The organism is Nonomuraea sp. NPDC049480, from assembly GCF_044465905.1.
Taxonomy (GTDB): domain Bacteria; phylum Actinomycetota; class Actinomycetes; order Streptosporangiales; family Streptosporangiaceae; genus Nonomuraea.
This window is the reverse complement of sequence record NZ_JBITMD010000019.1, coordinates 117,962-141,803: the sequence shown is the minus strand read 5'-3', so window position 1 is coordinate 141,803 and position 23,842 is coordinate 117,962. Positions and strand designations below refer to the sequence as shown.

The window sequence follows — 23,842 nt, the reverse complement described above, 5'->3', positions numbered from 1 at the left end:
GTAGGCTCTAGCGAATGAGTGATCCTGTCAAGAGCGTGACCGCACGAGGCACCCGCCGGGCCGCCCAGGCACGCGCCACCCGCAGACGCATCATCGACGCCGCACGGGAGTTGTTCCTACGACAGGGATACGCCTCGACCACCCTGGATCAGATCGCCGCCACGGCCGGCGTCGCGGTGCAGACGGTGTATTTCCACTTCGGCAACAAGGCCACGGTCCTCAAAGAGATCATCGACGTGCTGTCGGTCGGTGACGACGAGCCGGTACCGGTGCTGGACCGGCCCTGGGTGGAGCAGGTGCGCGAGGAGCCCGACGGGAGCCGCGCGCTGGCGATCTGGCTGGCCAACAGCCGCGTCATCTTCGGCCGGGTGGCGCCGATCATGAAGATCGTCCGCGACGCCGCCGGCGCCGATGCCGAGATGGCCGCCCAGTGGGAGACCAACCAAGGCCAGCGCTACATCGCCCATCACACCCTTGCCGGGCAACTCGCCGACAAGCAGGCCCTGCGCCCGGACCTGTCGGCCGAGGAGGCGGCCGACGTCATCTTCACCATGGTCAGCTTCGAGGTCTACCACCTGCTCACCGTCGTACGCGGATGGACGCCCGAGCAGTGGGAACGCTGGATTCACAAGATCCTCGCCGCCGCGATCCTGCGATGAAGTCAGCACGGGTCCTCCGACCGCCCTCCAGCGCGCGGGCCCGGAGCTGACCTTGGACCTGATCATGGCGATCTCCTGGCCCGCCGTGCCATCGCGGAGAACCGATGAAGGGCTTCCAGGACCTCACCTCCCGCGGATGAACGAGGGTGCTGCGGATCACGGACTTCGCGACACGCATGATTTGAGACGACACGATTCGTCTTGTTATGGTGGGGGCATGGCTTTCCTCTTCTTCGTCTGAGTCCGGGCACGGCAGATGCCGCCGTTTCTGCTGCCCGTAGACCCTTCGCATGCTCAGGGAAAGTCATATGCGCGACCGCGCCCATACCGCTGTACCCCCCGTCGCCCCCGCTGCCGTGGCGCAGCTGTCGGTCAAGGACGTCACCAAGTCCTATGGCACCCGGACCGTCCTCGACCAGGTCTGCTTCACCGTCCGTCCGGGCGAGAAAGCCGCCGTCATCGGTGAGAACGGCTCCGGCAAGTCCACTCTGCTGCGGCTGCTCGCCGCAGCAGAGATGCCGGACGCCGGGGAGATCACCGTCAGCTTCCCCGGCGGCACCGGCCATCTCGCCCAGACCCTCGACCTCGATGCGGACTGCACCGTGCAGGACGCCGTCGACCTCGCCCTCGCCGAACTGCGCGACATGGAGCGCCAGTTGCGGGTGGCGGAGGAGTCCCTCGGCGAGGCCGCGGAAGAGGATCTCGCCGCGTACGGCGAACTGCTGATCGCATACGAGGAACGCGGCGGATACGAGGCGGACCCCCGCGTGGACGCCGCGATGCACGGACTCGGGCTCGCCCAGATCACCCGCGACCGCCTGCTCGGCTCGCTGTCCGGCGGCGAGCAGTCGCGGCTCGCGCTCGCCTGCGTCCTGGCCGCCGCCCCCGAACTGCTGCTCCTCGACGAACCGACGAACCACCTCGACGCGGCGGCCGTGCGCTGGCTGGAGGAGCACCTGCGCGCACACCGCGGCACCGTCGTCGCGGTCACCCACGACCGCGGCTTCCTGGAGCGCATCGCCACCACGATCCTCGAGGTCGACCGGGACGCGCGCACGGTGCTCCGGTACGGCGACGGCTGGGCCGGCTACCGCGCCGCGAAGGCCGCCGCCCGGCGTGGCGCGGAGCAGCGGTACGCGGATTGGGCCGAGGAGGTGGCCCGCACGGAGGAGCTGCTCGAAGCCGCAGGGAGGCGGCTTGCCACCACCGGCCGCGACCCGAAGCAGGGTTTCGGCAAGCACCGCCGCTCGCACGAGGCGAAGCTCGGCGGGCAAGTGCGCGCCATCCGGGAGCGCCTGGCCCAGCTGCGGCGCAACCCGGTGGCGGAGCCGCCGGCGCCGCTCCGCTTCACGACGGCGCTGTCGGCGGCAGACGGCCCCGCCCAGGGCCCCCTCGCCGAGTTCGACGGCGTACGGGTCGGCGAGCGGCTGCGGCTGGACGGGCTCCTCACGATCGCGCCCGGACAGCGGCTGCTGGTCACGGGCGAGAACGGCGCGGGCAAGACGACGCTCCTGCGCGTCGTGGCGGGCGACCTGGAGCCGGACGCGGGCACGGCACGCCGCCCCGCCCGGATCGGCTACCTCGCGCAGGAACTGCCCGCGCGGTCCACGCGGCTCCCACTGCTCGCCGCGTTCGCGGCCGGGCGGCCCGGACTGCCGGAGGAGTACGCCGAACAGCTCCTGGCACTGGGCCTGTTCCGCGAGGAGGACCTGCACGTCCCGGTCGCCGCCCTGTCCGCAGGACAGAAGCGGCGGCTGCAGATCGCCCGCCTGTTAACCCGGCCCGCAGACCTCCTCGTCCTCGACGAGCCGACCAACCACATCGCGCTCGCCCTGGTCGAGGACCTTCAGGCGGCGCTCACGACGTACCCAGGGGCGGTAGTCATGACGTCACACGACCGAGGCTTCCACGAAAGCTTCGAGGGGGAGCAACTGGAGCTGCGTGCCGGCCGCAGGTGCTGACCCCGTCGGAGGCGAAAGCTCGGCCTGACCGTCACCGACCCCACGGTGTTGCACGACGTCTTCTCCGTCGTCGTCCACCTGGCGCCCTCGCCGGTCGTGGCCCGGATTCCCACCGTCCTGCCGCACCCAGACGACCTGGTCGCCCTCGCGTGCCGCCAGCAGGATGAGCTGGACGTGACACGTTGGCTCGCCGACCAGGGAGTCCCCGTGATCGTGCCCAGCCCGCTCGTGCCGCGGGAACCCGTGCAGCGCGACGGTTTCTCGATGACGTTCTGGCCGTTCGTCCCGGAGGACCGGGACAAGGAACCCGACTACGTGGCGAACGCCGAGAGCGTCGCCGACCTGCACGCGGCAATGCGCGCCTACCCGGGCCGCCTGGAGTTTCTGTCCGCGGCCGATCCGCAGTTCATCGCGGAAAGCCTTGCCCGGCTCGACCGGCACCCCACCCTGATCGGTGCGGCCGAGCTGGACCGCGCCCGCCGCGAGTGGCAGATCCTGGAACCCTTTGTGCGCTCACGCACGGCCTTCGAGGCTCGGTTCCCGGGTGTCGGCCTCCAGCCCATCCACGGCGACTCCCCGCCCGCGAACATCATCTCCGGGGTGGACGGGGACCTCTACGCCGACTTCGAACTGGTCACGCTGGGGCCCGTCGAGTGGGACCTTGCCGCTCTCGGACCCGAGCACGAATCCGCCTACAACCGCGGCGCGCGGCACAACGGCACGAGGCCGCTCAACGTGGAGGTCCTGGGCTTCGTCAACGCCCTGGGCATGCTGCGGGTCGTCGCCACCCTCACGCTGATCCCGCAGCTGCCCGAGCTGATGGAGTACCTCAAGCCCGCAGTCGACCAGTGGCACACGATGCCCTTCGCGGGCGGCGTGAAGAGCGTCTGGCGCCCCGACTCGCCAAGGTGCTCAGCGTGCCGACGCCCGCTGTGCGCAAGCCGGGTTCGGCCTGGACCGAGCTGCCCCGGCCTGCGAGCGCCGGCGCCGACCGTGAGTGCATGATCAGCCCTTTACTTTGCGGCTGGTGTCTGGGCCAGGACTCCAGGGCCCTCACGTGCCCTTCCGGACGAAACCGGAACGAACGTAGCGGCAGTGATCATCAGCCCGCCACGTACGGTCAAGCGCCTGCGTTAGCGCAGGTCAGCGCATTTCCGTTGGGAATTTCCGCATTGCTACCGGGACCTCTTGTCATAGCGAGTGGCACGGCCCGGTTTCGCTTGAGCCGGTTGGTCGCGCACTCGCGGCTCGCGGCGAACACGTCCGCGCCTTCTCGTACTGGTCCGGGGCCGAGCCGACGGTCCGCTTCAGCCGCTGCCGGGACAGCGGCTCGATTCGCTCCTCCTCCAGGCGGAACGGTCAGGCCTTGCCGTTGAGTGCGCTGCCCTTCTTCCACTCCTTGAACGACATCTGCCAGAAGCCCCAGCCGTTGTTCCACTCCAGTTCGCGGTTGGTGCCGACGATGTCGACGACGTCGCCGCGCTGAACGTTGTCGTAGAACCACCGGGCCTGGTCGGGGCGGGCGTTGAGGCAGCCGTGGCTGACGTTGCGCACGCCCTGGGCCCAGACGTTGTCCTTGGCGTGGACGTACTCGCCGGAGTTGGAGATGCGCACGGCGTGGTTGATCATGACGTCGTAGTAGCCGGGATCGCCCTTTTTGCGGCCCGGGGAGATCATGCGGACGGGGTTGCCACGTTCCATGGTGAGGTGGACGCCGGAGGTGGTGGTGTATTCGCGGGTGGTGGCCATGCCGGCGCTGATGCGCATGGTCTGGACGCGCTTGCCGTCCTTGTAGACGTACATCATTTTGGTGCGCGTGTTGACCTTGCTGATCTGCTTGGCGCCGATCTTCAGGGTGGCGGTGTAGTCCTTGGTGCCGTACAGGCCCTTGCCGCCCTTGATGCCGGTGATGGCGGCGTTGAAGGTGACCTTCTGGTGGGCGGGCCAGTATTTGGCGGTGCGGTAGATGACCCTGGTGTCGTCGATCCAGCGCCAGGCGCCTTCGACGGGCTTTTCGGCGTCGACATCGAGGGCGCGTTCGATGGTGGCCTTGTTGGCGACGGGCTGGTTGAAGGTGACGATGATGGGCGCGCCGACGCCGACCTTCTCGCCCTTGGCGTTGGGGGTCACGTCGATGACCTGCAGGGCGCGTTCGGGCTTGAGCGTGGTGAAGGCGCTGGTGGCGGTGGTGGCGCCGGCTTTGGCGGTGACGTTGTAGCCGGTGGAGGGCTTGAGGGGGGTCTTGGAGACCCACTTGGTCTTGTCGGCGTTGTAGCGGCCCTCGATCTGCTCGTCTCCGGCGGAGACGGTGACGTCCTCGAGGGGGGCGCCGCTGGCGGTGACGGTGACGCGCTTGTCGGGGCTGACCTTGGCGCTGCCTTCGGCGGGGGTGATCTTGATGGTGGGGGCCTCGGGGGTGGCCGTGGTGGTGGCTTCGGGCGCGCCGGGGTTCTGGGCGGTGCCGCCGCCGGCGCTGGAGCACGAGGCGGTCAGGGCGGCCGCGGCCAGCAGGGCGACGCAGGCGGCCGGTCTCCTCCAAGCGGGCGCAACGTTCAAGACTGTCCTCTCCCCCATGGCACTCAAAAGCACCTCAAAACCTTAAATGTCCCTGCATGTATGACGAGGAATCATTCGGGAGAGTTCGGTTACATTTAGATCACTTCTGCCGAGTCACGGCAGGTCAACGCAGGGTGAGGCGATGGGTGAGGCCGGTGTGCCGCCGTCCAGCACCCTTGGTGCGGACGGCCTGGGCCAGCGCCCGGCGCGAGCCGACGATCACCACGAGCCGCTTGGCGCGGGTGATGGCGGTGTAGAGGAGGTTGCGCTGCAGCATCATCCAGGCGCTGGTGGCCAGCGGGATGACGACGGCGGGGTATTCGCTGCCCTGGGAGCGGTGGATGGACACGGCGTAGGCGTGGGCGAGCTCGTCGAGCTCGTCGAAGGCGTAGTCGACCGATTCGTCCTCGTCGGTCAGGATGGTGAGCTTGTGCTCGTCGGGCCGGATGTCGGTGACGATGCCGACGGTGCCGTTGAACACCCCGGCCGCGCCCTTGTCGTAGTTGTTGCGCAGCTGGGTGACCTTGTCACCGACGCGGAAGACGCGGCCGCCGTAGCGGCGTTCCGGCATGCCTTCGCGGGCGGGGGTGAGGGCTTCCTGCAGGGCGATGTTGAGGGCTCCGGCGCCGGCGGCGCCGCGGTGCATGGGGGCCAGGACCTGGACGTCGCGGCGCGGGTCGAGGCGGAAGCGGGCGGGGATGCGGCGGGCCACGACGTCGACGGTCAGGGCGGCGATCTCCTCGGGTTCCTCGCAGGGGAACAGGAAGAAGTCCTTCATGCCCTCCAGGACCGGGTGGCGGCCGGTGTTGACGCGGTGGGCGTTGACGACGACGCCGGATTCGGCGGCCTGGCGGAAGATCTGGGTGAGCCGCACGCGGGGGATGTCGTCGGCGGCCAGGAGGTCTTTGAGCACCTCGCCGGCGCCGACGGAGGGCAGCTGGTCGACGTCGCCGACGAACAGCAGGTGGGCGCCGGGGGCGACGGCTTTGACGAGTTTGTTGGCCAGCAGCAGGTCGAGCATGGAGGCCTCGTCGACGACGACGAGGTCGGCGTCCAGGGGGTTGTCGCGGTCGAAAGTGGCCTCGCCGCCGGGCCGCAACTGCAGCAGGCGGTGGACGGTGGTGGCCTCGTGGCCGGTCAGCTCGGCCAGGCGCTTGGCGGCGCGGCCGGTGGGCGCGGCCAGGATCACCTTGGCGCGTTTGGCGCGCGCCAGCAGCACGATGGAGCGTACGGTGAAGCTCTTGCCGCAGCCGGGACCGCCGGTGAGGACGGCGACCTTCTCGGTGAGGGCCAGGCGGACGGCCTGGCGCTGCTCGGTGGCGAGTTCGGCCCCGGTCTGGCGGTGCAACCAGGTCTCGGCCCGCTCCCAGTCGACGTCGGCGAAGGCTTTGAGACGGTCGTGGCCGCCGCGCAGAAGGGTGAGCAGGCCGGAGGCGAGGGACTGCTCGGCGCGGTGGAAGGGCGGCAGGTAAACGGCGGGCACGACGTTGTCGCCGGCCGGGATGGGCTCGCGTACGACGCCTTCGTCGGTGACCAGCTCCTCCAGGCAGGTGGTGACCAGGTCGGCGGGCACGTCGAGGATTTTGACGGCGTCGGCGACCAGGTTGGGGGCGGGCAGGTAGCAGTGGCCGTCGTCGGCGGCCTGCGACAGGGTGTAGCGCAGGCCGGCCTTGACGCGTTCGGGGCTGTCGTGCGGGATGCCGACGGCCTGGGCGATGGTGTCGGCGGTCTTGAACCCGATCCCCCACACGTCGTCGGCCAGTTTGTACGGCTGGTTCCTGACGACGGAGATGGAGGATTCGCCGTACTGCTTGAAGATGCGCACCGCGATGGAGGTGGACACGCCGACGCCCTGCAGGAAGATCATCACCTCTTTGATGATCTTCTGTTCGTCCCAGGCGGCGGCGATCATCTTGGTGCGTTTCGGGCCGAGCCCGGGCACTTCGACGAGGCGTTCGGGCTGCTGCTCGATGACCTCCAGGGTGGCGGTGCCGAAGTGGTCGACGATGCGCTCGGCCATCTTGGGGCCGATGCCCTTGATCAGGCCGGAGCCGAGGTAGCGGCGGATGCCCTGGACGGTGGCCGGCAGCACGGTGGTGTAGGACCACACCTCGAACTGGCGGCCGTAGCGGGGGTGGGAGGTCCAGCGTCCGTGCAGCCGCAGCGACTCGCCGACCTGGGCGCCGAGCAGGGGTCCGACGACGGTGAGCAGGTCGGCGCCGGTGCGTTCGGTGGCGACCCGGGCGATGGTGTAGCCGGTCTCCTCATTGGCGTAGGTGATGCGCTCAAGTACTGCGCGCAATTCAGTAACGATATTTTCTGCACCCGCGTCCGGCCTTCCCACATCGACGAGATTAGGGCAGATCTTCATCACCGCGACACCTTCCGCGAGCCGCTGAGCCAGTGATCTATCATGAGCACGTGACCACCCCTGTTCTCTCGGAACCCATTCCGTCAACTTCCTTGCGAGCAAAAGCGCTAGCGTCAGCTGGCCAACTCTTGGCCCGCGCTCGCGCCGAACGCGACGCCCTCTCCCCTGCCAGCGCGGCCAGGCTGGCACACCGGCCGGGGGGTATCCCCTTGGAGGACCTGGAGGCTTTGATCCGCGCCCAGCGCGAGCGAGCACGGGCCATCAGAGCGGCCCCTGCAGCCTGAAACTAGCTGTTTCGCTAGCATTAACTACGTCGAGCCGCCCCTGCAGGAACTGCCTCGCAGGGGTGGCTTTTGTATCACCTGCCGCCGACCTGCTGGTTCCGGTCCTTCTGCTCATGCACCGCCTCAACCCGGACTCAACAAATACTCAACGTGCGCTGGCCTACCTTTCCAATGTCCACGACGACCAGTGAAAGGAAGCACGATGAGACGTCTACCACTGGCCCTGGCCGCAGGCGCCCTCGCGGCCGGCACCCTTCTCGCCCCCGCCGCTCAGGCGGCGACTCCGGCGACGGCCGCCGTCTCCGTCCAGCAGGCGAGCCAGGCCCGCTGGTTCACCATCTGGGACGGCGGCGGGAACACCAGGGGCATCGATACCGGGGCGATCAAGAGCAAGGCCAAAGTCCTGCAGATCGTCACCCAGTGCTGGAACGGCGGTGACGGCACCGCGGCCACGGCCACCCTGTGGAAATGGGGGCCCAGTGCTATCGGCCGAGGTGGTGGGTGGATGAAAATGAAGCGCGACCGCGGTTACTGCCTGGGCGGGAAGATGTACACCCGTACCCACAATGCGAGGGCCGGCGAGAAGTGGAGGGCCACCGTCACTCTCAGCCCCAAGTCCCACACGGTCAGGGTGTGGGTCCAGAACTACGGCTGATCGGCCCACTGACCGAGTTCCGGGCCTCCACCACGGGCAATTCCGGCAGTAGCAGCGCGCGGGAGCGCAGTACCCACAGGCTCCGGCCGTCCGGTCAACGCCGACGGCGTGTGATCAGCACAGCGCCGCCCCTGCAAGTAGAACCTCGCAGGGGCGGCGCTGCAACGACGCGCCTCAGCGCCTATCCAGTGCGAGCAGGGCTTCACATCACCTCTTCCGACGCCGAAGCGCACAGCGCGTCGACCAGCTCCCGCAGCTCCTCCACGTTCTCGATGCCCTCGTGGAACAGGTCGCGCGCCGTCTCCTCGTCCAGGCCCAGGACGCGCTTCGCGCGCGCCCGCACATCGACGACCCGGACGCCCCGCACCAGCTCCACGTCGCCTGCGGAGTCGCCAGACTCCTCGATGAGGAAGTTCAGCGCCCGGTCTGGTCCGTGCTGCACCGGGCCGAACGCCCACACCCCGCCTGCCAGCACCACGGCGCGGGCAGCGAAGTCCAGGATCTCCCCGCGCCGGCCGGGGCCGCGATGGTCCCCCTGCCACCACTGCTCGGGGTTGGCCTCGATGTGCGCGAGAGTGGCGCGCAGCAGCTCCGTGTTCCGGCACGCCATCAGCTGTTCACCCCCGTGACGTTGCGCCACTCCTTGGACTCACGCGCGCCGAGGCCCGTCGCGGACGCCTCGGCGACCTGAAAGACCAGGTGAGCGGCCTGGAACTCCGCAGCCGCGATGAGGGCGCAAGCCGAAGCCTGCGCGGAGTGCGTCTCTCTCCATTCCCGGACGGTGGCCTTGTCCGCGCGCGCCAAGAGCTCCTTCGCTTCTGCGAGATAGTCCAGAGCGGCCTGTGCGTGCTCCGGGCCGGTCATCTTCCTGGGCATTCCGTCTCTCCTTCGGGTGTGTGTGAGTACTTGCCAGCACTAGAGCTTGCGAGATTGGAATCATCGTGGCAGCCGTGGCCGCACCGGCTGTACCTGCAACCGCCGCAGCGTCCACGGCTGCATGGGTCCGACAGGCTGGTCAGCCACTCACTTGGCAGGTACGTCAGGTCCTCAGTGTTCGGCATCATCGGCCCCTCTCCGGGCCTGGTAGAACGGCGTGAACGGGAAGCAACACCAAAGCGGCGACGGTCGACACGACCAGGACCGCGCCGCCCACCTCACCCCACACGGTCATCGCGAGAAGCGTCGTGCTGAACAGCGCCAGCGTGCCGCCCACCGGACGGCCAACCAGGATGACCACCGCGACCGCCACGACGACGACCACCGGGACCAGCACCCCGGTACCCGGCGTCGGCTGGCACCGCAACGCTGTCGCCAGCACAACCGCCAGCCACGACAACGTCACGGCCGTCGCGCGCAGCGCGGAGTCGAACCACCCAGCGGACGGCGCGGGAACCACACTCATCACTGGACCTCCTTCACAAGCTGGTACGACTCGCCGGACTTCCGCACCCGGCCTGCCTTCTCCAGCGCCCGCAACGCGGCCGGGACCTCGCCGAGCGGCATGTCGCCAAGTCGCCGCCGCGCTGCGACGCAGATCGCGCCGAGCTCCTTTGGGCCGCTGATCAGCGCGTGCTCGACCACGGCCTCCACGTCCGCCGACGACCACTTCGGCGCGGCCGGAGAGGCCTTCGCCGACGTCGCGGCGGCCGGGTCACGCGGGTCGACGCCGCGCCGCCGCATGTCGTAGTACTCGTCGAAGAAGCCGCGCGTGATGTCGTCGAGCTGCGCGGCCGCGGGGCTGGTCGCGATGCCGTACAGGTCACGCGAGATCGACGCCCGCCACTTGCCGCCGGGCCGGTTGTCGATGCCCTTGATGAAACCCAAGCCGTGGGTTTTCTCCCGGGTGCCGTCCCAGAACTCCGGCAGCGTCGACGGGTCGGCCGCCAGGCCGACCATGTGCCAGTCCTGGCTGGAGCCGGTGCGGAACGCGGCCACGCTGCCTCCGCCGCTGAGGTTCGAGCGGAGTGTGTTGGAAATGGGCTTGCCGCCGAAGTTCTCAAGGCCCAGGTTCTGCGTGAACACGTCGATCGCGCCGCCCGGCTTCCGCCACGTCTTCGCGGCCGAGGCCAGCAGTTCGGTCGCCTGCGCGCCGACCTCGGCATCGCCCAGGAGAAGCGGCAGTTCCTCCAGCATGATGTACATGAGCTTGAGGCCCTGCATGTCCGGGTCGCCCGGCAGGAGGAACGGCTTGCCGTGCCGCTCTCGGCCCAGCTCGTCGGCCCAGGGGACGTGTGCGACGAAGTGGGCGCGGCGGCCCATCACGTAGTCGAGCGCCTGCATCTCCTCCCAGCACGCCTCCACGCCCTCACGGCTGACCGCAGTGCGACCGTTCCCGTCCGGCTGCGAAGACCCGTCCTGAGCGTCGAGCAGCACTGCCACGGCGAGAGGGCACTGGTGCACCAGCGCCAGTTTGGTGGCGCCGAACCCCGACTTTCCGGCGCCGGTCGCGCCCGCGTTGATGCCCATCTGTGCGCCGGCCGACGTGGTCCAGTAACTCCAGTGGGTGGGCTTGAGGTCGAAGAAGTATCCGGCGCGGGCGATGCCGGTCTCCACGTCGATCGCCGCGGCGTCGTCCTCCAGGTAACGCACCTTCCGCAGGTTGTCGCCCCGCTCGACGACGGTGACCCGGGCGCCGGAGAAGTCGCCGCCAGGGGCCGGCCCGAGCTCGACCTGGTCCTTGAACACGCGGCGCGCCGACGCGATGGTGCCCGTCGCCTTGGTCATCTTGTCCAGTTCGGTCTTGCCAGGCACGCTGACGACAACGGCGGTGAAGCCGCCCGGGACGGGCTCCGGGGCGGCGAGATGGGTACCGGCGAACGCTTGGTGGTTCGGGACGACGGTCTCGTCCCACCACTCTTGGACGCCCGACACGGTGTTCTTCGGCAGGGCCTTCGGCCGGGCGGCCGGGCGGCCCGTCGACCGGTGCAGGCCGTACCAGTAGTTCACTGACGTGATCACGCCGACCACCCACAGGATCAGCGCCATCAGCCCGTACGGGCCGACGAACGTGGCGACCAGCAGCCACAGAGAGCCCGCCACGGTCCGCTTCATGGCGGGCTTCTGGCCGCGCCGCCGCGCCTTGACCAGGGTCAGGCCAGCGGCGAGCACGACGGCCGACCCGGTGAGCTCCAGGCCGAGGCCGGTCACGTCGGCCAGGACGGCGGTGCCCTGCAGGGTGGCCAGCCATGCCACCGGCCTGGCGTACGCCAGGCGCCTGCGCTGCCGGTGCTTGATGCGTCGGATGGCCCGGCGCACATTCCGCGGTTCGGGCTTGTCCGTCTCGGGTTCGGTCTTCTTCTTGGCGGCGATGGCGGCCATGGAGTGCGCTCCCTTCCGAGCGTCCGGAGTGATCGCTCTCCTCCGGGAACCCGCCACGATGACGCCGTGGCGGGAACCCGCAACCTCAGCGGTCACGCGGTGGCGGCAGCTGCCGCGTCGGTCGCGATCTGCTGTGCGACGCTGGCGGCCTGCCTCATGAGGTCCTGCAGGACGGCTGCGTTGCCGAGCAGGTGCGAGTGCTGGGCGATCAGGTCGCCCATGCTCGCGTGCTCGAACCCGAGCTCGACCGCGCCGCGCAGCTCGGCCAGCGCCAAGGCCAGGTTCGGAGTCTCATCCACCGGCCACCTTCTCTCCGGTGGTGCCCGCGCCCACAAACATCGCCGCGGGCTTGGCGTGGAAGCTCGGCCGTGCGGAGCGCGTCCGGTTCTCGCGCGCCCAGCCCAGCGCCATTTTCTTGGCGGCGATCCGGATCGGGTCGAGCCTGGCCTCGTAGATCGGCGCCAGCGGGTTGGGCGGCGCCGTGCGGGCGGCGCCGACGAAGTCGAGCGCGCCCTGCCGGTCTTGCTGAGCGGCGGGCTGAACGTGCAGCCGGTGCTCCTTGACCAGGCGGATCCGCTCCAGGTGCGCGGCCAGCAGATCGGTCTCGCTCACGCCTGGGGTGTCCACGGTCGGCAGGTCCCGGATCGCTTCGAGCACAGCTTCGCGGCCTGGGTCGTGGCCTGCGTACGGGTCGCCCGGGTGCGGGATGGCGATCTCGTGCAACACGACGTCCGTCAAGGTGTCCCAGTCGTCCGAATCGATGCCGTACTCCGCCGCGCGCACCTCCCACACGGCGTGCGGGATGATCGCGACGCCTGTGCTGCCGTCTTCGCCGGTCATCCAGATTCCCCACATCGGCTCGGCACCGAACGTGGCGGGGTCGATGTCGACCCGGCCGCCGTCCGGGCGCTGCTCGATGCTGGCCTGGGAGTAGCCGAGCTCGGCGTCCCAGGTTTGCACAATGCGCGGCATGGACCAGCCCCCTTTCTCGTGTCATTGGTTGAAGGAACGGCTGGTCAGTGGCGGTGCGCCCAGAAGTAACACGCAAAACTGGAGCCGCGCGCAAGGTTGATCTGGAACCCGAGGTTGGTGCTCGCCGTGATCGCCCACGCGACCGGCAGCATCGTGTTGAAGAAGGCGTCGGCGCCGCCAGAGAAGCCGTCTCTCAAGGTGACGACGGGGCCCATGTTGCCGGCCATGGAACTGGAGCTGTTGATGTAGTAGTAGACCGCCCAGTTCGGCGTGGTGTCGCCACCGATGCTCCACGATCCGGCCTGGAACGCGTCGTACGGGTCGGCCACGTTCGAGTCCCACACCCTGCCGCGGATAAAGAACCGGCCCGTGTTGTTCAGGTAGATGTAGGTGTCGGACGATTGCGACCCGGTCGAGTATCCGAACTGGGCGTAGCCCTCTGCCACGTCGAGGCCGCCGCCCTTGCGGGTCGAAGTCGACGGCTGGCGGATTCCCAGCCGCACCAGGCCGGCGGCGACCTGGAGTTCGGCCCGTGCGCTGCTGGACTGGTTGGTGCCGCTGGTGATGAAGGTCGTCGTTTCGCCGGGATACAAGCCATCCACGGCGTAGAAACGCGAGTAGTTCGTGTTCCCGGCCGGGTAGAAGCGCAAGTCGAGTGTTGAGCTGTCCAAGACAAACCGCTGTCCAGTCGCGCCCGAGCGCACGATGCCGCCGGTGATCGTCTTCCCTGTGATCGCGTCGGCGGCGATCTTCACTGCGGTGATCGCGTTCGCGGCGATCTTGTCGGCCTCGATCGCGTTCGCCGCGATGTGCGCCGCCTGGATCGCGCCGGCCTTGATCTTGTCCGCCTCGATCGCGTTCGCCTGGATGTGGTCGGCCTTGATCTCCAGCGCCTGGATCAGGCGGCCTGTGATGGTCCCGGCGGTAATCTTCGCGTCGCCGGGGATCGTGCCGTCAATGATGTGCTCGGCCCCGTCGATGATGTCGCCGATCAGGTCCGTGTCCACCAGCGGCACAGTGGCGATCACCCCGGACGGAGTGGCCGCCGACTCATTACCCGACCGGTCGATCGCGGTCAGCCACACCTCGCGGGCCTGCCCGTACGGCTGATCCGGGATCACCACGACACCGGCTGCCGTCAGATACCCGACCTCGGCCGCGCCCGGCGCGAGCGGGTCCTGCATCCACACGCGGACCCGCTCGAAGTCGATCGGCATCGGCGCGCCGCCAACGCCCAAGCCGTCCCACGCGGCATGGATCACGCCGAGCCTGGTCGTCAGCGTCGGCGCGGACGGCACCGGAGGAGGCGTCCCATCGTTCGGGATGAGCACGGCGACCGGGGCGCTGAACACGCCCTTCGTGCCGTCGTTACCGACGGCACGCACCTTGAACGCGTACTCGGAGTCCACGTTCAGCGAAGACACGCTCGCCGACACGTCGCCGGACGCGGTCTGCGCCACCAGGTACCACAACTCGCCCTCGGCGTTGGGGCGGGCGTACACCTCGTAGCCGTCGACGTCGAGCGCGACCCCGTTGACGTCCGCAATCACCGGACCCCACGTCACCACCGCGATACCCCGCGCGTACCCGCCCGCGTCCAGATACGCGTCCGGTTCCACAATGAGGCCCGGCGGCGCGGCCGGGACACGGCCGCTGGAGTCCGGGGCCGGCGTCGCGCCAGATCCGCCCGACGACACCCCGCCCGCGAGGATGCCAGCGCTTTTGCGTGCAAGTTTGATGTCGTCTTCCAGGAACCGATCGTTGAGCACGAGGTTGCCGGACAGCTTGCCGTCGCCCGCCCGCGACAACGTGATCTGCCGGATGCGCAGAGGCTCCATCCGGCCGCCGTCACCTGGCGCGAGCACCATGTCCCCGGGCGTGTAATCCGCCCACGGCAGCCACCGCGCCGCGTCGAACACCACCGCTCGGGTGATCTGCACCCGCTCCCCGGACGCGCGGCTCAGAGCGGCCTGTCCGAGCGCGGCGGCCGTCCCTGGGTCGCTCACCCCGCCCTGCTGCTGATAGGTCTCCCAGCGGCCCCACGGAGCCGCCGCAGGGTCGTTGGCGATCTCGTGCGTGAAGCCGTTCTCGCCAGCGATAAGGATTGCGGTAGAGAGGTCCTCCAGGGTGGCGTCATCCGGGGCCTGGTCAACGTCGCGGCCGAGCCGCAGGTCGACCAGCGCCGGGCCGGCCGACCGGTCACGCGCCATCACGGTGCCCTCATTGAACACCTCCAGCATGCGGCCGCGCATCCGCCAGTCGATCACGCCCTGATCGGACAGGTTGAGCAACAGGGTTAGCAGGTCGACGCCGGGCTCCAGCGCGAGCGTCAGCTTGGCCGCCCACTCCTGGTTATTGCTGTCAATGCTGCTGCTGAACCCGGCGGTCATGCCCTCCAGCGCGCCACGAACCTTCGCCTCGTCGATGAGGGTCCGCAGCACAGCCCCCACCGGCACGGCGTTGAACTGCCTCTTGCCGTCGACGAGCGTCCCGGTCGGGTACAGCACGGCCTTCTTGAAAGCCCACGCGTAGCCGGGGCAGATGTAGCTCCGCTTCCCGGCTTGGTCGGTGACGTCGGAACCACGCTTGATCCGCAGGAACCGGCCGCCGGGCGGCTCAACCCAGTCGCCGTCCGCCAGATACTCCAGGGCGACCTCACACGGCTGCGCGAGCAGGTCCTCCCCGGCCGCGTGCGATGAGTAGTCCAGCCGCAGCGACGACACATCGTTCAGCGGGGCCGCGGCCTCGAAGCTCAGCGGGAACGGCAACAGGCCCAGCTTGTCGCCGTTGGGCTCGTACGCCACCAGCCGGAGCCCGTACCGGGGCAGATCAGCGGGCAGGATCACGCTCACCGGCCGCCTCCATTCTCCGACTCTGCCGCGTGGGCCAGCCGGTATCGGTCCATCTCCATGCGGATCGTGGCCGTCCTGATGGGGTCGATCCGCGTCTGATCTCGGATGACCTGCAACGGATCAGCCGCCTTGGTCTTGGCCGCGCGGCCAGCCCCGGCCGCCGCCGTGGCGGTGACGACGCGGCCGTACTTCTCCTTGCAGGTGGCAAGCTGCTCCGTCACCTGCGCGCGAGCAGTCTCGACGTCAACCAGCGCCGGGACCGGCATGTCCAGTTCCCCAGCCGCGTGAGCGGGCGCGAGCAGCGGCGCATACAGGATCACCTCCAGGGCCTCATCGACGCTGGCCAGGCCGTACTCCGCTGCCCGAACCTCGATCGCTTCCTTCGGCACGTACGACACGAACCGCGCGCCCGCGTCGCCGTCGACCGGCTCGTACGTGATCAGCCATGCGTCCTCGTCGGGGCCGCTCACCTCGCAGACCTCAGTGATCCGCCACTGCTCAACCGCCATCGCTCCCCCCAGAACCTCTCCTTGTGCATCTTCCGCCTGAGGTTGTTGAATCTTCATCCGCTCATGGCCGGGGCGACGAATACCGGTTGTTCGGTACGTCGATTCGATCCCTGGGGGTACCTCGATGCAAAGATTTCTGGTCCTTCCTCGCATCTCCGCCCTGGTACTGGCGGTGGGCATGCTCCTGGCCGCCGCGCTGATGCTGGCAGGCGGCTCGGCAGTGTCGCAGGCCGAGCCCGCGCAGGGCTCCTCCGCCAAACAGACCGTCCTGGCAGACAGCTCGACGGGGCTGAGGAAGCCTCTGGAGCCGTGAGGAGCCTGAAAGCCGCCGTTCCGGCTCGGGCATGAGTAGTGAGTGGTCATGCCCCGCCTGTGAGAGCTCGTCTTCGGACCCTCCGCGCCGCTGGCGGTGGGGCGAAGACGAGCCATCACATCCGCCAGGCCCTCATGTTCAGCTGCACCGTGAAGACGGGCGGCGAGCCCAGACTGCTTTCGCTGCTACGGAGCGAAAAGTTCGTGGTGGTCGGGTTCCGCATGTGGAAGCTCAGCCGGTCCGGCAGGGGGTTGTCCGCCGTGAACACCACGCGCGGCACCGTCACCATCGTGAACGTCCAGTTCACCGTGTACGACGAACCGCCCGACAGCGACACCGACCGCATGAGGAGCCCCGCCTCTCCCCCGCTGAAACTCCATTTCCCGGCGAACTGGGTCGACGCAGCGGAGAACTTGAAGCGGTTCAAGTTCGCCGAGCTGTCGTTGTAGCCGACCTCGAGCTCGGCCGGCTTCGCAAACAGATAGCCTCCGCCCGCGAGGCCGGTCGTCGGGTTGACGATGTGGACCCGGTAGTCGGTGGCCGCGTGGACCACCTGGCACTGCGCGGTGCCCGTCCCGTCCACGCCGGACACGGTGACGATGGTCGCCTCACCGGCGTACATCGACCCGTCAACGTACATCCGCGCGGGGTTCGTGCCGGTGCCCGGCAGGAACCGGATCTCGGGCTGCGTCGCCCCGGTCGGGTTGATGACGAGCCGGTTGCCGGTGAGCCCCGTCGCGAGCTGCCCGACGATGCTTACGGTGCCGGTCGAGGAGATCAGCACCGTCTGCGTGCCACCCGCGTTGAACGCCGCCAGCCCAGCCGCGTTGAGCTCCACCCGCGCCGCGTTCGGGTCGCCAGCGACGATCCGCGTGGCCAGGGCCAGGATTGCCTCCAGTTTGTCGGCCGTGATCTGGTTGGCCCCGATGTGCGCCGCCTCGATCGCCCCGGCCTGGATCTTGTCGGAGGTGATGGCGTTGGCCGCGATGGCACCCGCCGTGATCGACTCGTCAGCGGCGTCGCCCTGCACGAGCTGCACCGCGGCGGTCACTGCGCTCCCGGACGGGGCCGACTCGTTACCGGCGTGGTCGACGGCGGTCAGCCAGAACTCGCGCAGCGCGCCATACGGCTGCCCGGTGACGACGATCGACCCGGCCGCCTGCAGATAGCCGACCTCGGCCGCACCGGGGTCGAGCGGGTCTTGCATCCAAACCTGCACCCGGTGGAAGTCGGACGGCATCGGTGCTGAGCCGACGCCGAGCCCGTCCCATCCGACATGGATTACGCCGAGCCGTGCGGCCAGGGCAGGAGCGGTCGGCGCGGGTGGCGGAGTGTCGTCGTTCTCGATGAGTACGGCGTAATCGTCGGAGAACACGCCTTTGACGCCCTGGCTGGTGGCGCGGACCTTGTAGGCGTACTCCTCGCCGACGAGCAGCGGCGAGTAGGTCGCCGTTGTAGTGCCCGGCTCCGTAGTCGCGACGAGGAACCATGGCGCGCCGACGATGTTGTCCCGCATGAACAACTCGTACGAGTCGATGTCGATCGCTTCGCCGTTCACGTCCAGGAGCACCGGCCCCCACGTGGCGGTGATCTGGCCCTGCGCGTGCCCGGTCGCGTCCACGTAGGTGATCGGGTTCACGATCAGGCCCACGGGCTTCGCGGCGGTGCGGCCACGCGGTGACGGCGGCGCGGGCTGCGCGCCGGAACCGCCGGACGCGGTCGACCCGCCGACGATGCCGGCCGTGCGGCGCGCGAGGCGAATGGACTGCTCCAAGAAGCGGTCGTTGAGGACGACGTTGCCGCCGACCACGCCCTTGTCGTCCTTGGTGAGCGTGATCTGCCGGACCCGCAAGGGTGCCAGCGCGCCGCCGCTCGCGGGCGCGATGATCTTGTCTCCGGGCTGGTAGTCCCGCCACGGCAGCCACCGCGCCCCGTACGGCGTGATCTCCCGGGTGTGCTGCACCCGCTCGCGGGCGGCGCGCAGCAGCGACGACTCAGCGAGCAGGAACGCGGTCCCCTCGTCTGAGACGCCGCCCTGCCCGATGTAGTTCTCCCACCGGCCCCACGGCAGGACCGCGCTGGAGCTGTACGACCGGCGGAACCCCTCGTCGCCCACGACCAGGACGGCGCTCGCGGCATCCTCCAGCGTGCCGGTGTCCGGGGCGTCGAGCACGTCACGGCCGAGCCGCAGGTCCACACGCGGCGCGGCCGTACGGTCGCGCGCCAGCGCGCTGTCGGCGTTGTAGACGTGGAGAGTCCGGCCCACCATGCGAAAGTCCACGACGGACTGCTCGGCGAGGTTGATCAGCGTCGTCAGCGCGTCCAGGCCCGGCTGGTAGTAGATGGTCAGGATCTTCGCCCACGGCTTGTTGTCGCTGTCCTGCTCAGTGTCGAACGTCCAGTCGAGCTCGGGCAGCGCGCCGCGCACCTTCGCCTCGGCGAGGAACGTCTGCAGGATGCTGCCGGGCGTCGCGGACGTGAACGCTCTCTTGCCGTCGACCAGCGGTGCTGGCCCGGGGAAGAGCACGATCTTGCGGAGCTGCCAGCCGTAGCCGGGCAGCTCGAACGTCTCGACGCCGGACTCGTCGGTGACGGCCGTGCCGCGCCTGATCCGCAGGAACCGCGAGTCCGGCGGCTCGACCCACGTCTGTCCGTCCTCCGACCACTCGATGGCCACCTCGCACGGCTGCGCAAGCAGGTCAGCGCCGATGGCGTGACGGCTGTACCGCAACGTCATCGACGGCACGTCGTTTAGCGGGTGCCCGGTCTGCCACGCGAGCGGGTGCGGCAGCAGGCCCAGGCGGTCGCCGTTGGGGGCGTACGCGATGATGCGGACGTCGAACACTGGTTCCCCTTCTGGCAGCGCCACAAGCGAGCGTCGCGTGATAAACCATTGAGCCGTGCCCACGGACAATGGGTCTCAACGCGCATCTGAACTGGCGTGACGTCTTGACGACAGAGATCTGGAATCTTGACGACAGAGACACGAAAGCGCCCTGCGCTTGACTAACTGGGTCGGATCTTCTTCTGCATCCCCAGGGGGATTCATGCGCTTCGCAACTCCCACCATCGCGAAGTCGGCGATCGTAGCCTTAGTGGCCGCCACCGTCGCGTTAGCCGGGACTCCGGTCTCAGCTTCGACGATCGCCGATTCAGAAACAACCGCCCAGATCCGCTGCGGCTACTACAGAGACGCGACCGGAAACTGGTACGGGCACTGCGATGAGGGCCCGCGGACTGACATCATCATCAGAGTCGAGTCGTATACCGAAGGCCATTATGAAATGTGTGTTAAGCCGGGTCTGACGAAGCTCGACGCCTTCGCCTATTACGCCGTCTACGTCGGCAGGCTGTGCAACGCTGGGTGACGTTAGACCTCGTGGCTGCCGGGCGGCTCGCCCGGCAGCCACGATACCTAACCCAGAGATCTGGGATAATGTTCGCAATCTCGGCTTTCGTGCGGACTCTTACGAGCAGAGGTTCTATAGGTAGGAGCGGCGGGCCCGAATCGTCAGAACCGAAGAAGCCGACGTGCCCAACGCGGTGACGTCGACCAGGACGGCCCGCGAGTGCGGGTCACCCAGCGCCATCGCTGGGGTCAGGTGGAGCCACCTGAACGCGCTGCCGGGGCCGGTCGCGTTGATGTCGCCGGTCACGTCCGTCCCGCTGGTCAGGCCCCACGTGTCTGTGGTGACGATCGCCGCACTCAGCCCGCCGCAGTCAATGAGCAGGTGCTGGCCGACCTGTACCGTCTCCGTGTAGGCCACCATCCCGCCGGTCGCCACGTCGCGCACGGACGGCTGGACGGCCGGGCCGGTGATCCGCAGCACGGAGTCGACGATAGGGCCGGAGCTGCCCGCCAGCGGAGTGACGATCTGGCCCGCGCCCGGCAGCGTCCCGGTCCACGTCACGTCGGCCTCGTCCCGCCAGTACACGCCGGGGATCTTGCACACGGCGGTCTGCCTGGCCATGGCCGCGCCCGGAAAGTACTCCGGCTCGCTGGTCGCTTCGACCGTGACCTCGGCGACGCGGACGATCGACCCCGTCACCCACTTGAGCGTCATGAGCCGATGTCGCGTCCCGAGCAGCGCGCCCAACGCTTCCAGGTTGTGCTCCATCTGCTGCGCCCCGCCGTCCGCGCCGGACGGCGTGAACGGATAGACGGTGAGCGCCAGCGCGAGCGTCGTCGCCTCATGGTCCAGGCCGAGCACCGGCAGGTCACCTGCCCGGCCAGGGACGGACAGGTTCACCGTCCGCACCCCCGGCAGCGGGCGCCGCTTCGTGCCCTTCTTCAGCCGCCAGCACCCCGCCGGGTGGTCCAGGGGCACCCCGTCCAGGAAGTACGTCGCGGACATCACACCACCCCCATAGCACCGGCCATCTGAAGGCCGCGGTTGATCGTCTGCGAGCCCGGCTCAGCGACCGGGTTGATCGTGGTCAGGTTGACGACCACTCCCCCGCCCTGGCCTGGCCTGCCGACCGCGGCCGCGCCTGAGCTGACCGACGCGGACAGGTCCGGGTTGAACGCGGTGGTGAGCTGCCCGGCGATGCTGCGGGCCGTGCGCATCACCTCGCCGGCCGACTGCTGCATGCCCTGGGCCATGCCGAGCATCGTGAACCCGCCGATCTGCGCGAACACGCGGCTCGGACTGGAGATGCCGAGGGCCTGCCGCACCCAGTCCGGCATGATGCTGGAGAAGAAGCCGTAGATGGCGTTCTTCAGCCAGTCGTACATACTGACGATGCCGGACCAGATGCCGGTCATGACGGCCTGGCCGACGCCGCTCATCACCGTGCCGTTGTCGCCGACCGCGCGCACGAGCTGGCCCGGCAGATCAGCGAAGAAACCGACCAGAGTGCCGCCGATCCACCGGCCGATCCCGGTCACCAGGTCCGGGATGATGCTGTGACCGATCAGGACGTCGTACAGCCAGCCGAACGCCGTGGCGACGCTCTGCACCATCGTGGCCACGACTGTTGTGATCGCTTGGATCGCGGGGCCCAGCAGCGACGTCAGGCCCTGCGCGAGCAGGGACACCAGGCTGACGACCTGCGGCAGCACCGCGCCTGCCAGCCGCACCAGAGGCGGAAGGACCGGCATGACAGCTTGGAGGATCTGGATGAACCCCGCCGCGAGCTGCATGAGCAGCGGAGCCAGCGCCGAGGTGAGCTGTACGGCCTGCGGCACGATCGACGCTCCGAGCTGCAGCAGCAGAGGCAGGAGTGGCGCCACGGCGGGCAGCAGTGCAGAGAACGTCTGGACGACCTGCAGCAGCACAGGCGACAAGGTGACCAGCGATTGCATGAGCTGCACGCCGAACAGGACGACGGCCTGCGACAGCAGCGGCAGAATCGGCGTGACGGCCTGGACGAGCACGCCGAGGGCCTGCACCAGGACGCTGCCGAGGACCGCCGCGACCTGGCCGACGGGCGGCAGAAGAGGAGCCAGGGCCGGGAGCAGCGCCGACGCGATCTGCGCCACCAGGTCCGCCAAGGGGCCGACCAGCGGCACCACGGCGAGGAGGAACTGGCCGAACGCGGCAGCGATCTGGCCGACGACCGGCTGCAGCCGTACCAGCACCGGCACCAGTGCGCCGGAGATGATCGACACGGCCTGCACGACCGCTGGCATCAACGCCGTTGCGAACACCGCCACGAGCTGCAGCAGCGGAGGCAGAAGCGGCGCCACGGCGGCGACCAGCTGGCCGACGCTCCCAACAGCAGGGAGATGGTCGGGGTGACCTGCACGATCGCGGACAGCAGCGACCCGGCCAGGGCCTGCACGATCAGTTGCAGGGCACCCAGGACCGGGCCCAGGAGTTGAGCCGCGACCTGCACGAGCCCGGCGATGAACGGGCCGAGGATCTGCAGAATCGCGCCGACACCGATGACGAACTGAGCAGTAGCAGCGCGCGGGAGCGCGGGAGCGCAGTACCCACAGGCTCCGGCCGTCCGGTCAACGCCGACGGCGTGTGATCAGCACAGCGCCACCCCTGCAAGTAGAACCTCGCAGGGGCGGCGCTGCAACGACGCGCCTCAGCGCCTATCCAGTGCGAGCAGGACTTCACATCACCTCTTCCGACGCCGAAGCGCACAGCGCGTCGACCAGCTCCCGCAGCTCCTCCACGTTCTCGATGCCCTCGTGGAACAGGTCGCGCGCCGTCTCCTCGTCCAGGACGCGCATGCGTCGTGGCACGGTCTTCTGGGTGCGTGACACGCGGGGTGTCACGGGCGGCTTCGCGGCCGGTACCGCGCCGCCCGACGCGCCACTGCCGCTGTCGCCCTTGCCGTCCCTGCCGACGCCACCTCCTACGACGCTGCGGCCGACCACAGGGTGGTAGCGCTCACGCCTGTGGAGGAGCGGGGCAGTCTGCCCATGCTGATGATCGAGTCGGCCCCGCTCATCGCCGGGCAGATCGCCCGTTTCGAGGAGGAGTGGGCGAAGGCGATCCCGTACAACATCGACGTCTCCGACGCGCCCACAGAACTCGACCCGCAGGACCGCAAGATCCTGCAGCAGGTCGTCGCCGGCGAAACCGACAAGGTGATCGCCCGCGTGTGCGAAGCCTCCCCATGGACCGTGGGCCGCCGCATCGCGCGCGGATGCGCCAGCTGGCAGGTGTGTCCACCCGAGGCCAACTGATCCATTACGCCACCAAAAACTGGCTGTAGCCGTAATCCAACGTCAACTACTGGGGGATTTCCTATGCTGCGTGTGCTGCGCGCCGATCGCGCCTTGGCAACGTCCGTGACCGTCACCGTGCTCGGCTGGATGACGGCGGGGGTCGCCACCATCTGGGTCGCCCTCAACCCGCACGTGCTCTATATGACCGCGGTCTACCTGCTATGGCTGCACAGCTTCACGATCGTGGTGACCATGAACACCGTAGCGCTGGTCGTGCTGCGCGCCTTCAAACGCATGATCGGCGACCCCAAGCTGGCGTACGCGACCGGATTAGAGCACGGCATCGACATCCGGGACTCGATCGCGACCCCCAGCCATGAATCCCCTGGCGATTCCGCGCCGTCGAGCTCTGAAACGCAGAAAGCTCCGGCGGCGGCCGGAGCTTCCAAGCGACAGTTCAACGGGAATCTACTCTTCCTGCTGCGTGAGTTCCGACACGACCTTCAGAAGGGTGTAGAGAGAGAAACCCTCCCCCTGGGGGTCGGCCTCCTTGGTGATCTCGACCATGCGGCGGCGGGTCACCAGGGACTTCTTGTCGCTAGCGGGCACCCCTTCGGGTGGGCCCGCCGCGGCGGCGAGGGCTTCGTTGAACTTCCTCGTCGGCTCCTCAATCGCCTTGTAGTAGGCGCGGGCCGCCTCCAGGAGTGCCTTCTCCGCCGCGATCCTCTGCTCCTTCGGGGGGAGCCGCCCGGGGTTCTTCATGAACA

General features: G+C 68.8%; 23 protein-coding genes. 8 read left to right on the top strand and 15 right to left on the bottom strand.

Going from position 1 to position 23,842, the window contains the following annotated elements; genetic code table 11:
* Positions 1 to 14: 14 nt before the first annotated feature.
* The 3 genes from ACIBX3_RS41355 to ACIBX3_RS41345 all read left to right on the top strand — a co-directional run bounded on the left by ACIBX3_RS41355 (position 15) and on the right by ACIBX3_RS41345 (position 3,625).
* Positions 15 to 659, top strand: a complete 645-nt coding sequence (locus tag ACIBX3_RS41355) for a helix-turn-helix domain-containing protein (RefSeq protein ID WP_397126041.1) — start codon at positions 15 to 17, stop codon at positions 657 to 659.
* A gap of 308 nt (positions 660 to 967) precedes the next feature.
* A complete protein-coding gene (gene abc-f / locus ACIBX3_RS41350) occupies positions 968 to 2,620 on the top strand; it encodes a ribosomal protection-like ABC-F family protein (protein WP_397126040.1) in 1,653 nt (550 codons plus the stop codon).
* 45 nt (positions 2,621 to 2,665) lie between these two features.
* Positions 2,666 to 3,625: a phosphotransferase gene (locus ACIBX3_RS41345; protein ID WP_397126039.1), complete on the top strand. Its 960-nt coding sequence runs from the start codon at positions 2,666 to 2,668 to the stop codon at positions 3,623 to 3,625.
* 354 nt (positions 3,626 to 3,979) lie between these two features.
* Here the strand turns inward: ACIBX3_RS41345 and ACIBX3_RS41340 are convergent, their stop codons facing one another.
* Both ACIBX3_RS41340 and ACIBX3_RS41335 read right to left on the bottom strand, forming a co-directional pair.
* Complete coding sequence (locus tag ACIBX3_RS41340) at positions 3,980 to 5,176, bottom strand: Ig-like domain-containing protein (protein ID WP_397126038.1); 1,197 nt, start codon at positions 5,174 to 5,176, stop codon at positions 3,980 to 3,982.
* Between the two features lie 124 nt (positions 5,177 to 5,300).
* Complete coding sequence (locus tag ACIBX3_RS41335; protein WP_397126037.1) at positions 5,301 to 7,478, bottom strand: ATP-dependent RecD-like DNA helicase; 2,178 nt, start codon at positions 7,476 to 7,478, stop codon at positions 5,301 to 5,303.
* A 555-nt stretch (positions 7,479 to 8,033) separates the two neighbouring features.
* Between ACIBX3_RS41335 and ACIBX3_RS41330 the strand changes: the two genes are divergently transcribed.
* Complete coding sequence (locus ACIBX3_RS41330) at positions 8,034 to 8,486, top strand: hypothetical protein (protein ID WP_397126036.1); 453 nt, start codon at positions 8,034 to 8,036, stop codon at positions 8,484 to 8,486.
* A gap of 202 nt (positions 8,487 to 8,688) precedes the next feature.
* Here ACIBX3_RS41330 and ACIBX3_RS41325 read toward each other — a convergent pair whose 3' ends face one another.
* From ACIBX3_RS41325 to ACIBX3_RS41290, 8 genes are all read right to left on the bottom strand, one after another.
* On the bottom strand, positions 8,689 to 9,096 hold the full coding sequence (locus ACIBX3_RS41325) for a hypothetical protein (RefSeq protein WP_397126035.1): 408 nt from the start codon (positions 9,094 to 9,096) through the stop codon (positions 8,689 to 8,691).
* Positions 9,096 to 9,362 carry a hypothetical protein gene (locus ACIBX3_RS41320; protein WP_397126034.1) on the bottom strand — a complete coding sequence of 89 codons (267 nt, stop codon included), beginning with the start codon at positions 9,360 to 9,362 and terminating at the stop codon, positions 9,096 to 9,098. Before ACIBX3_RS41320 ends, ACIBX3_RS41325 begins: the two co-directional genes overlap by 1 nt.
* 184 nt (positions 9,363 to 9,546) lie before the next feature.
* Positions 9,547 to 9,888 carry a hypothetical protein gene (locus tag ACIBX3_RS41315; RefSeq protein WP_397126033.1) on the bottom strand — a complete coding sequence of 114 codons (342 nt, stop codon included), beginning with the start codon at positions 9,886 to 9,888 and terminating at the stop codon, positions 9,547 to 9,549.
* Positions 9,888 to 11,804 (bottom strand): hypothetical protein, encoded by a 1,917-nt coding sequence (locus tag ACIBX3_RS41310; RefSeq protein WP_397126032.1) that lies wholly within the window; start codon positions 11,802 to 11,804, stop codon positions 9,888 to 9,890. The genes ACIBX3_RS41315 and ACIBX3_RS41310 overlap by 1 nt, the downstream gene beginning before the upstream one ends.
* Before the next feature lie 92 nt (positions 11,805 to 11,896).
* The gene (locus tag ACIBX3_RS41305; RefSeq protein ID WP_397126031.1) at positions 11,897 to 12,103 is read right to left on the bottom strand and encodes a hypothetical protein; all 207 of its coding nucleotides are present in this window, start codon (positions 12,101 to 12,103) and stop codon (positions 11,897 to 11,899) included.
* Positions 12,096 to 12,776, bottom strand: coding sequence for a hypothetical protein (locus tag ACIBX3_RS41300; protein ID WP_397126030.1), 681 nt, complete (start codon positions 12,774 to 12,776; stop codon positions 12,096 to 12,098). The genes ACIBX3_RS41305 and ACIBX3_RS41300 overlap by 8 nt, the downstream gene beginning before the upstream one ends.
* A 44-nt stretch (positions 12,777 to 12,820) precedes the next feature.
* On the bottom strand, positions 12,821 to 15,580 hold the full coding sequence (locus ACIBX3_RS41295; RefSeq protein WP_397126029.1) for a hypothetical protein: 2,760 nt from the start codon (positions 15,578 to 15,580) through the stop codon (positions 12,821 to 12,823).
* A gap of 44 nt (positions 15,581 to 15,624) precedes the next feature.
* On the bottom strand, positions 15,625 to 16,137 hold the full coding sequence (locus tag ACIBX3_RS41290) for a hypothetical protein (RefSeq protein WP_397126028.1): 513 nt from the start codon (positions 16,135 to 16,137) through the stop codon (positions 15,625 to 15,627).
* A gap of 124 nt (positions 16,138 to 16,261) precedes the next feature.
* On the opposite strand from ACIBX3_RS41290, the gene ACIBX3_RS41285 reads away from it, so the two are divergent.
* A complete protein-coding gene (locus ACIBX3_RS41285) occupies positions 16,262 to 16,450 on the top strand; it encodes a hypothetical protein (RefSeq protein WP_397126027.1) in 189 nt (62 codons plus the stop codon).
* Between the two features lie 115 nt (positions 16,451 to 16,565).
* On the opposite strand, the gene ACIBX3_RS41280 is transcribed toward ACIBX3_RS41285, so the two are convergent.
* On the bottom strand, positions 16,566 to 19,295 hold the full coding sequence (locus ACIBX3_RS41280; protein WP_397126026.1) for a hypothetical protein: 2,730 nt from the start codon (positions 19,293 to 19,295) through the stop codon (positions 16,566 to 16,568).
* Between the two features lie 202 nt (positions 19,296 to 19,497).
* On the opposite strand from ACIBX3_RS41280, the gene ACIBX3_RS41275 reads away from it, so the two are divergent.
* Complete coding sequence (locus ACIBX3_RS41275; RefSeq protein WP_397126025.1) at positions 19,498 to 19,818, top strand: DUF6355 family natural product biosynthesis protein; 321 nt, start codon at positions 19,498 to 19,500, stop codon at positions 19,816 to 19,818.
* Positions 19,819 to 19,932: 114 nt separating this feature from the next.
* Here ACIBX3_RS41275 and ACIBX3_RS41270 read toward each other — a convergent pair whose 3' ends face one another.
* Together ACIBX3_RS41270 and ACIBX3_RS41265 are read right to left on the bottom strand one after the other, a co-directional pair.
* Positions 19,933 to 20,805: a hypothetical protein gene (locus ACIBX3_RS41270; protein ID WP_397126024.1), complete on the bottom strand. Its 873-nt coding sequence runs from the start codon at positions 20,803 to 20,805 to the stop codon at positions 19,933 to 19,935.
* A complete protein-coding gene (locus ACIBX3_RS41265; RefSeq protein ID WP_397126023.1) occupies positions 20,805 to 22,139 on the bottom strand; it encodes a hypothetical protein in 1,335 nt (444 codons plus the stop codon). Before ACIBX3_RS41265 ends, ACIBX3_RS41270 begins: the two co-directional genes overlap by 1 nt.
* A 131-nt stretch (positions 22,140 to 22,270) precedes the next feature.
* Here ACIBX3_RS41265 and ACIBX3_RS41260 point away from each other — a divergent pair, with 131 nt between their 5' ends.
* The gene (locus ACIBX3_RS41260; protein ID WP_397126022.1) at positions 22,271 to 22,426 is read left to right on the top strand and encodes a hypothetical protein; all 156 of its coding nucleotides are present in this window, start codon (positions 22,271 to 22,273) and stop codon (positions 22,424 to 22,426) included.
* Between the two features lie 88 nt (positions 22,427 to 22,514).
* Here ACIBX3_RS41260 and ACIBX3_RS41255 read toward each other — a convergent pair whose 3' ends face one another.
* On the bottom strand, positions 22,515 to 22,646 hold the full coding sequence (locus tag ACIBX3_RS41255) for a hypothetical protein (protein WP_397126021.1): 132 nt from the start codon (positions 22,644 to 22,646) through the stop codon (positions 22,515 to 22,517).
* Positions 22,647 to 22,826: 180 nt separating this feature from the next.
* Here ACIBX3_RS41255 and ACIBX3_RS41250 point away from each other — a divergent pair, with 180 nt between their 5' ends.
* Entirely contained in the window at positions 22,827 to 23,093 is a 267-nt protein-coding gene (locus ACIBX3_RS41250; protein ID WP_397126020.1) for a hypothetical protein, read from the top strand.
* A gap of 450 nt (positions 23,094 to 23,543) precedes the next feature.
* Here the strand turns inward: ACIBX3_RS41250 and ACIBX3_RS41245 are convergent, their stop codons facing one another.
* The gene (locus ACIBX3_RS41245; RefSeq protein WP_397126019.1) at positions 23,544 to 23,837 is read right to left on the bottom strand and encodes a hypothetical protein; all 294 of its coding nucleotides are present in this window, start codon (positions 23,835 to 23,837) and stop codon (positions 23,544 to 23,546) included.
* Positions 23,838 to 23,842: the final 5 nt, after the last annotated feature.

Coding starts and splice junctions, on each gene's coding strand:
- ACIBX3_RS41325 (WP_397126035.1), bottom strand. CDS start 9,096: ATGGCGTGCCGGAACACGGAGCTGCTGCGCGCCACTCTCGCGCACATC.
- ACIBX3_RS41245 (WP_397126019.1), bottom strand. CDS start 23,837: ATGAAGAACCCCGGGCGGCTCCCCCCGAAGGAGCAGAGGATCGCGGCG.
- ACIBX3_RS41300 (WP_397126030.1), bottom strand. CDS start 12,776: ATGCCGCGCATTGTGCAAACCTGGGACGCCGAGCTCGGCTACTCCCAG.
- ACIBX3_RS41315 (WP_397126033.1), bottom strand. CDS start 9,888: ATGAGTGTGGTTCCCGCGCCGTCCGCTGGGTGGTTCGACTCCGCGCTG.
- ACIBX3_RS41330 (WP_397126036.1), top strand. CDS start 8,034: ATGAGACGTCTACCACTGGCCCTGGCCGCAGGCGCCCTCGCGGCCGGC.
- ACIBX3_RS41290 (WP_397126028.1), bottom strand. CDS start 16,137: ATGGCGGTTGAGCAGTGGCGGATCACTGAGGTCTGCGAGGTGAGCGGC.
- ACIBX3_RS41285 (WP_397126027.1), top strand. CDS start 16,262: ATGCAAAGATTTCTGGTCCTTCCTCGCATCTCCGCCCTGGTACTGGCG.
- ACIBX3_RS41310 (WP_397126032.1), bottom strand. CDS start 11,804: ATGGCCGCCATCGCCGCCAAGAAGAAGACCGAACCCGAGACGGACAAG.
- ACIBX3_RS41250 (WP_397126020.1), top strand. CDS start 22,827: ATGCTGATGATCGAGTCGGCCCCGCTCATCGCCGGGCAGATCGCCCGT.
- abc-f (WP_397126040.1), top strand. CDS start 968: ATGCGCGACCGCGCCCATACCGCTGTACCCCCCGTCGCCCCCGCTGCC.
- ACIBX3_RS41320 (WP_397126034.1), bottom strand. CDS start 9,362: ATGCCCAGGAAGATGACCGGCCCGGAGCACGCACAGGCCGCTCTGGAC.
- ACIBX3_RS41270 (WP_397126024.1), bottom strand. CDS start 20,805: ATGTCCGCGACGTACTTCCTGGACGGGGTGCCCCTGGACCACCCGGCG.
- ACIBX3_RS41275 (WP_397126025.1), top strand. CDS start 19,498: ATGCGCTTCGCAACTCCCACCATCGCGAAGTCGGCGATCGTAGCCTTA.
- ACIBX3_RS41355 (WP_397126041.1), top strand. CDS start 15: ATGAGTGATCCTGTCAAGAGCGTGACCGCACGAGGCACCCGCCGGGCC.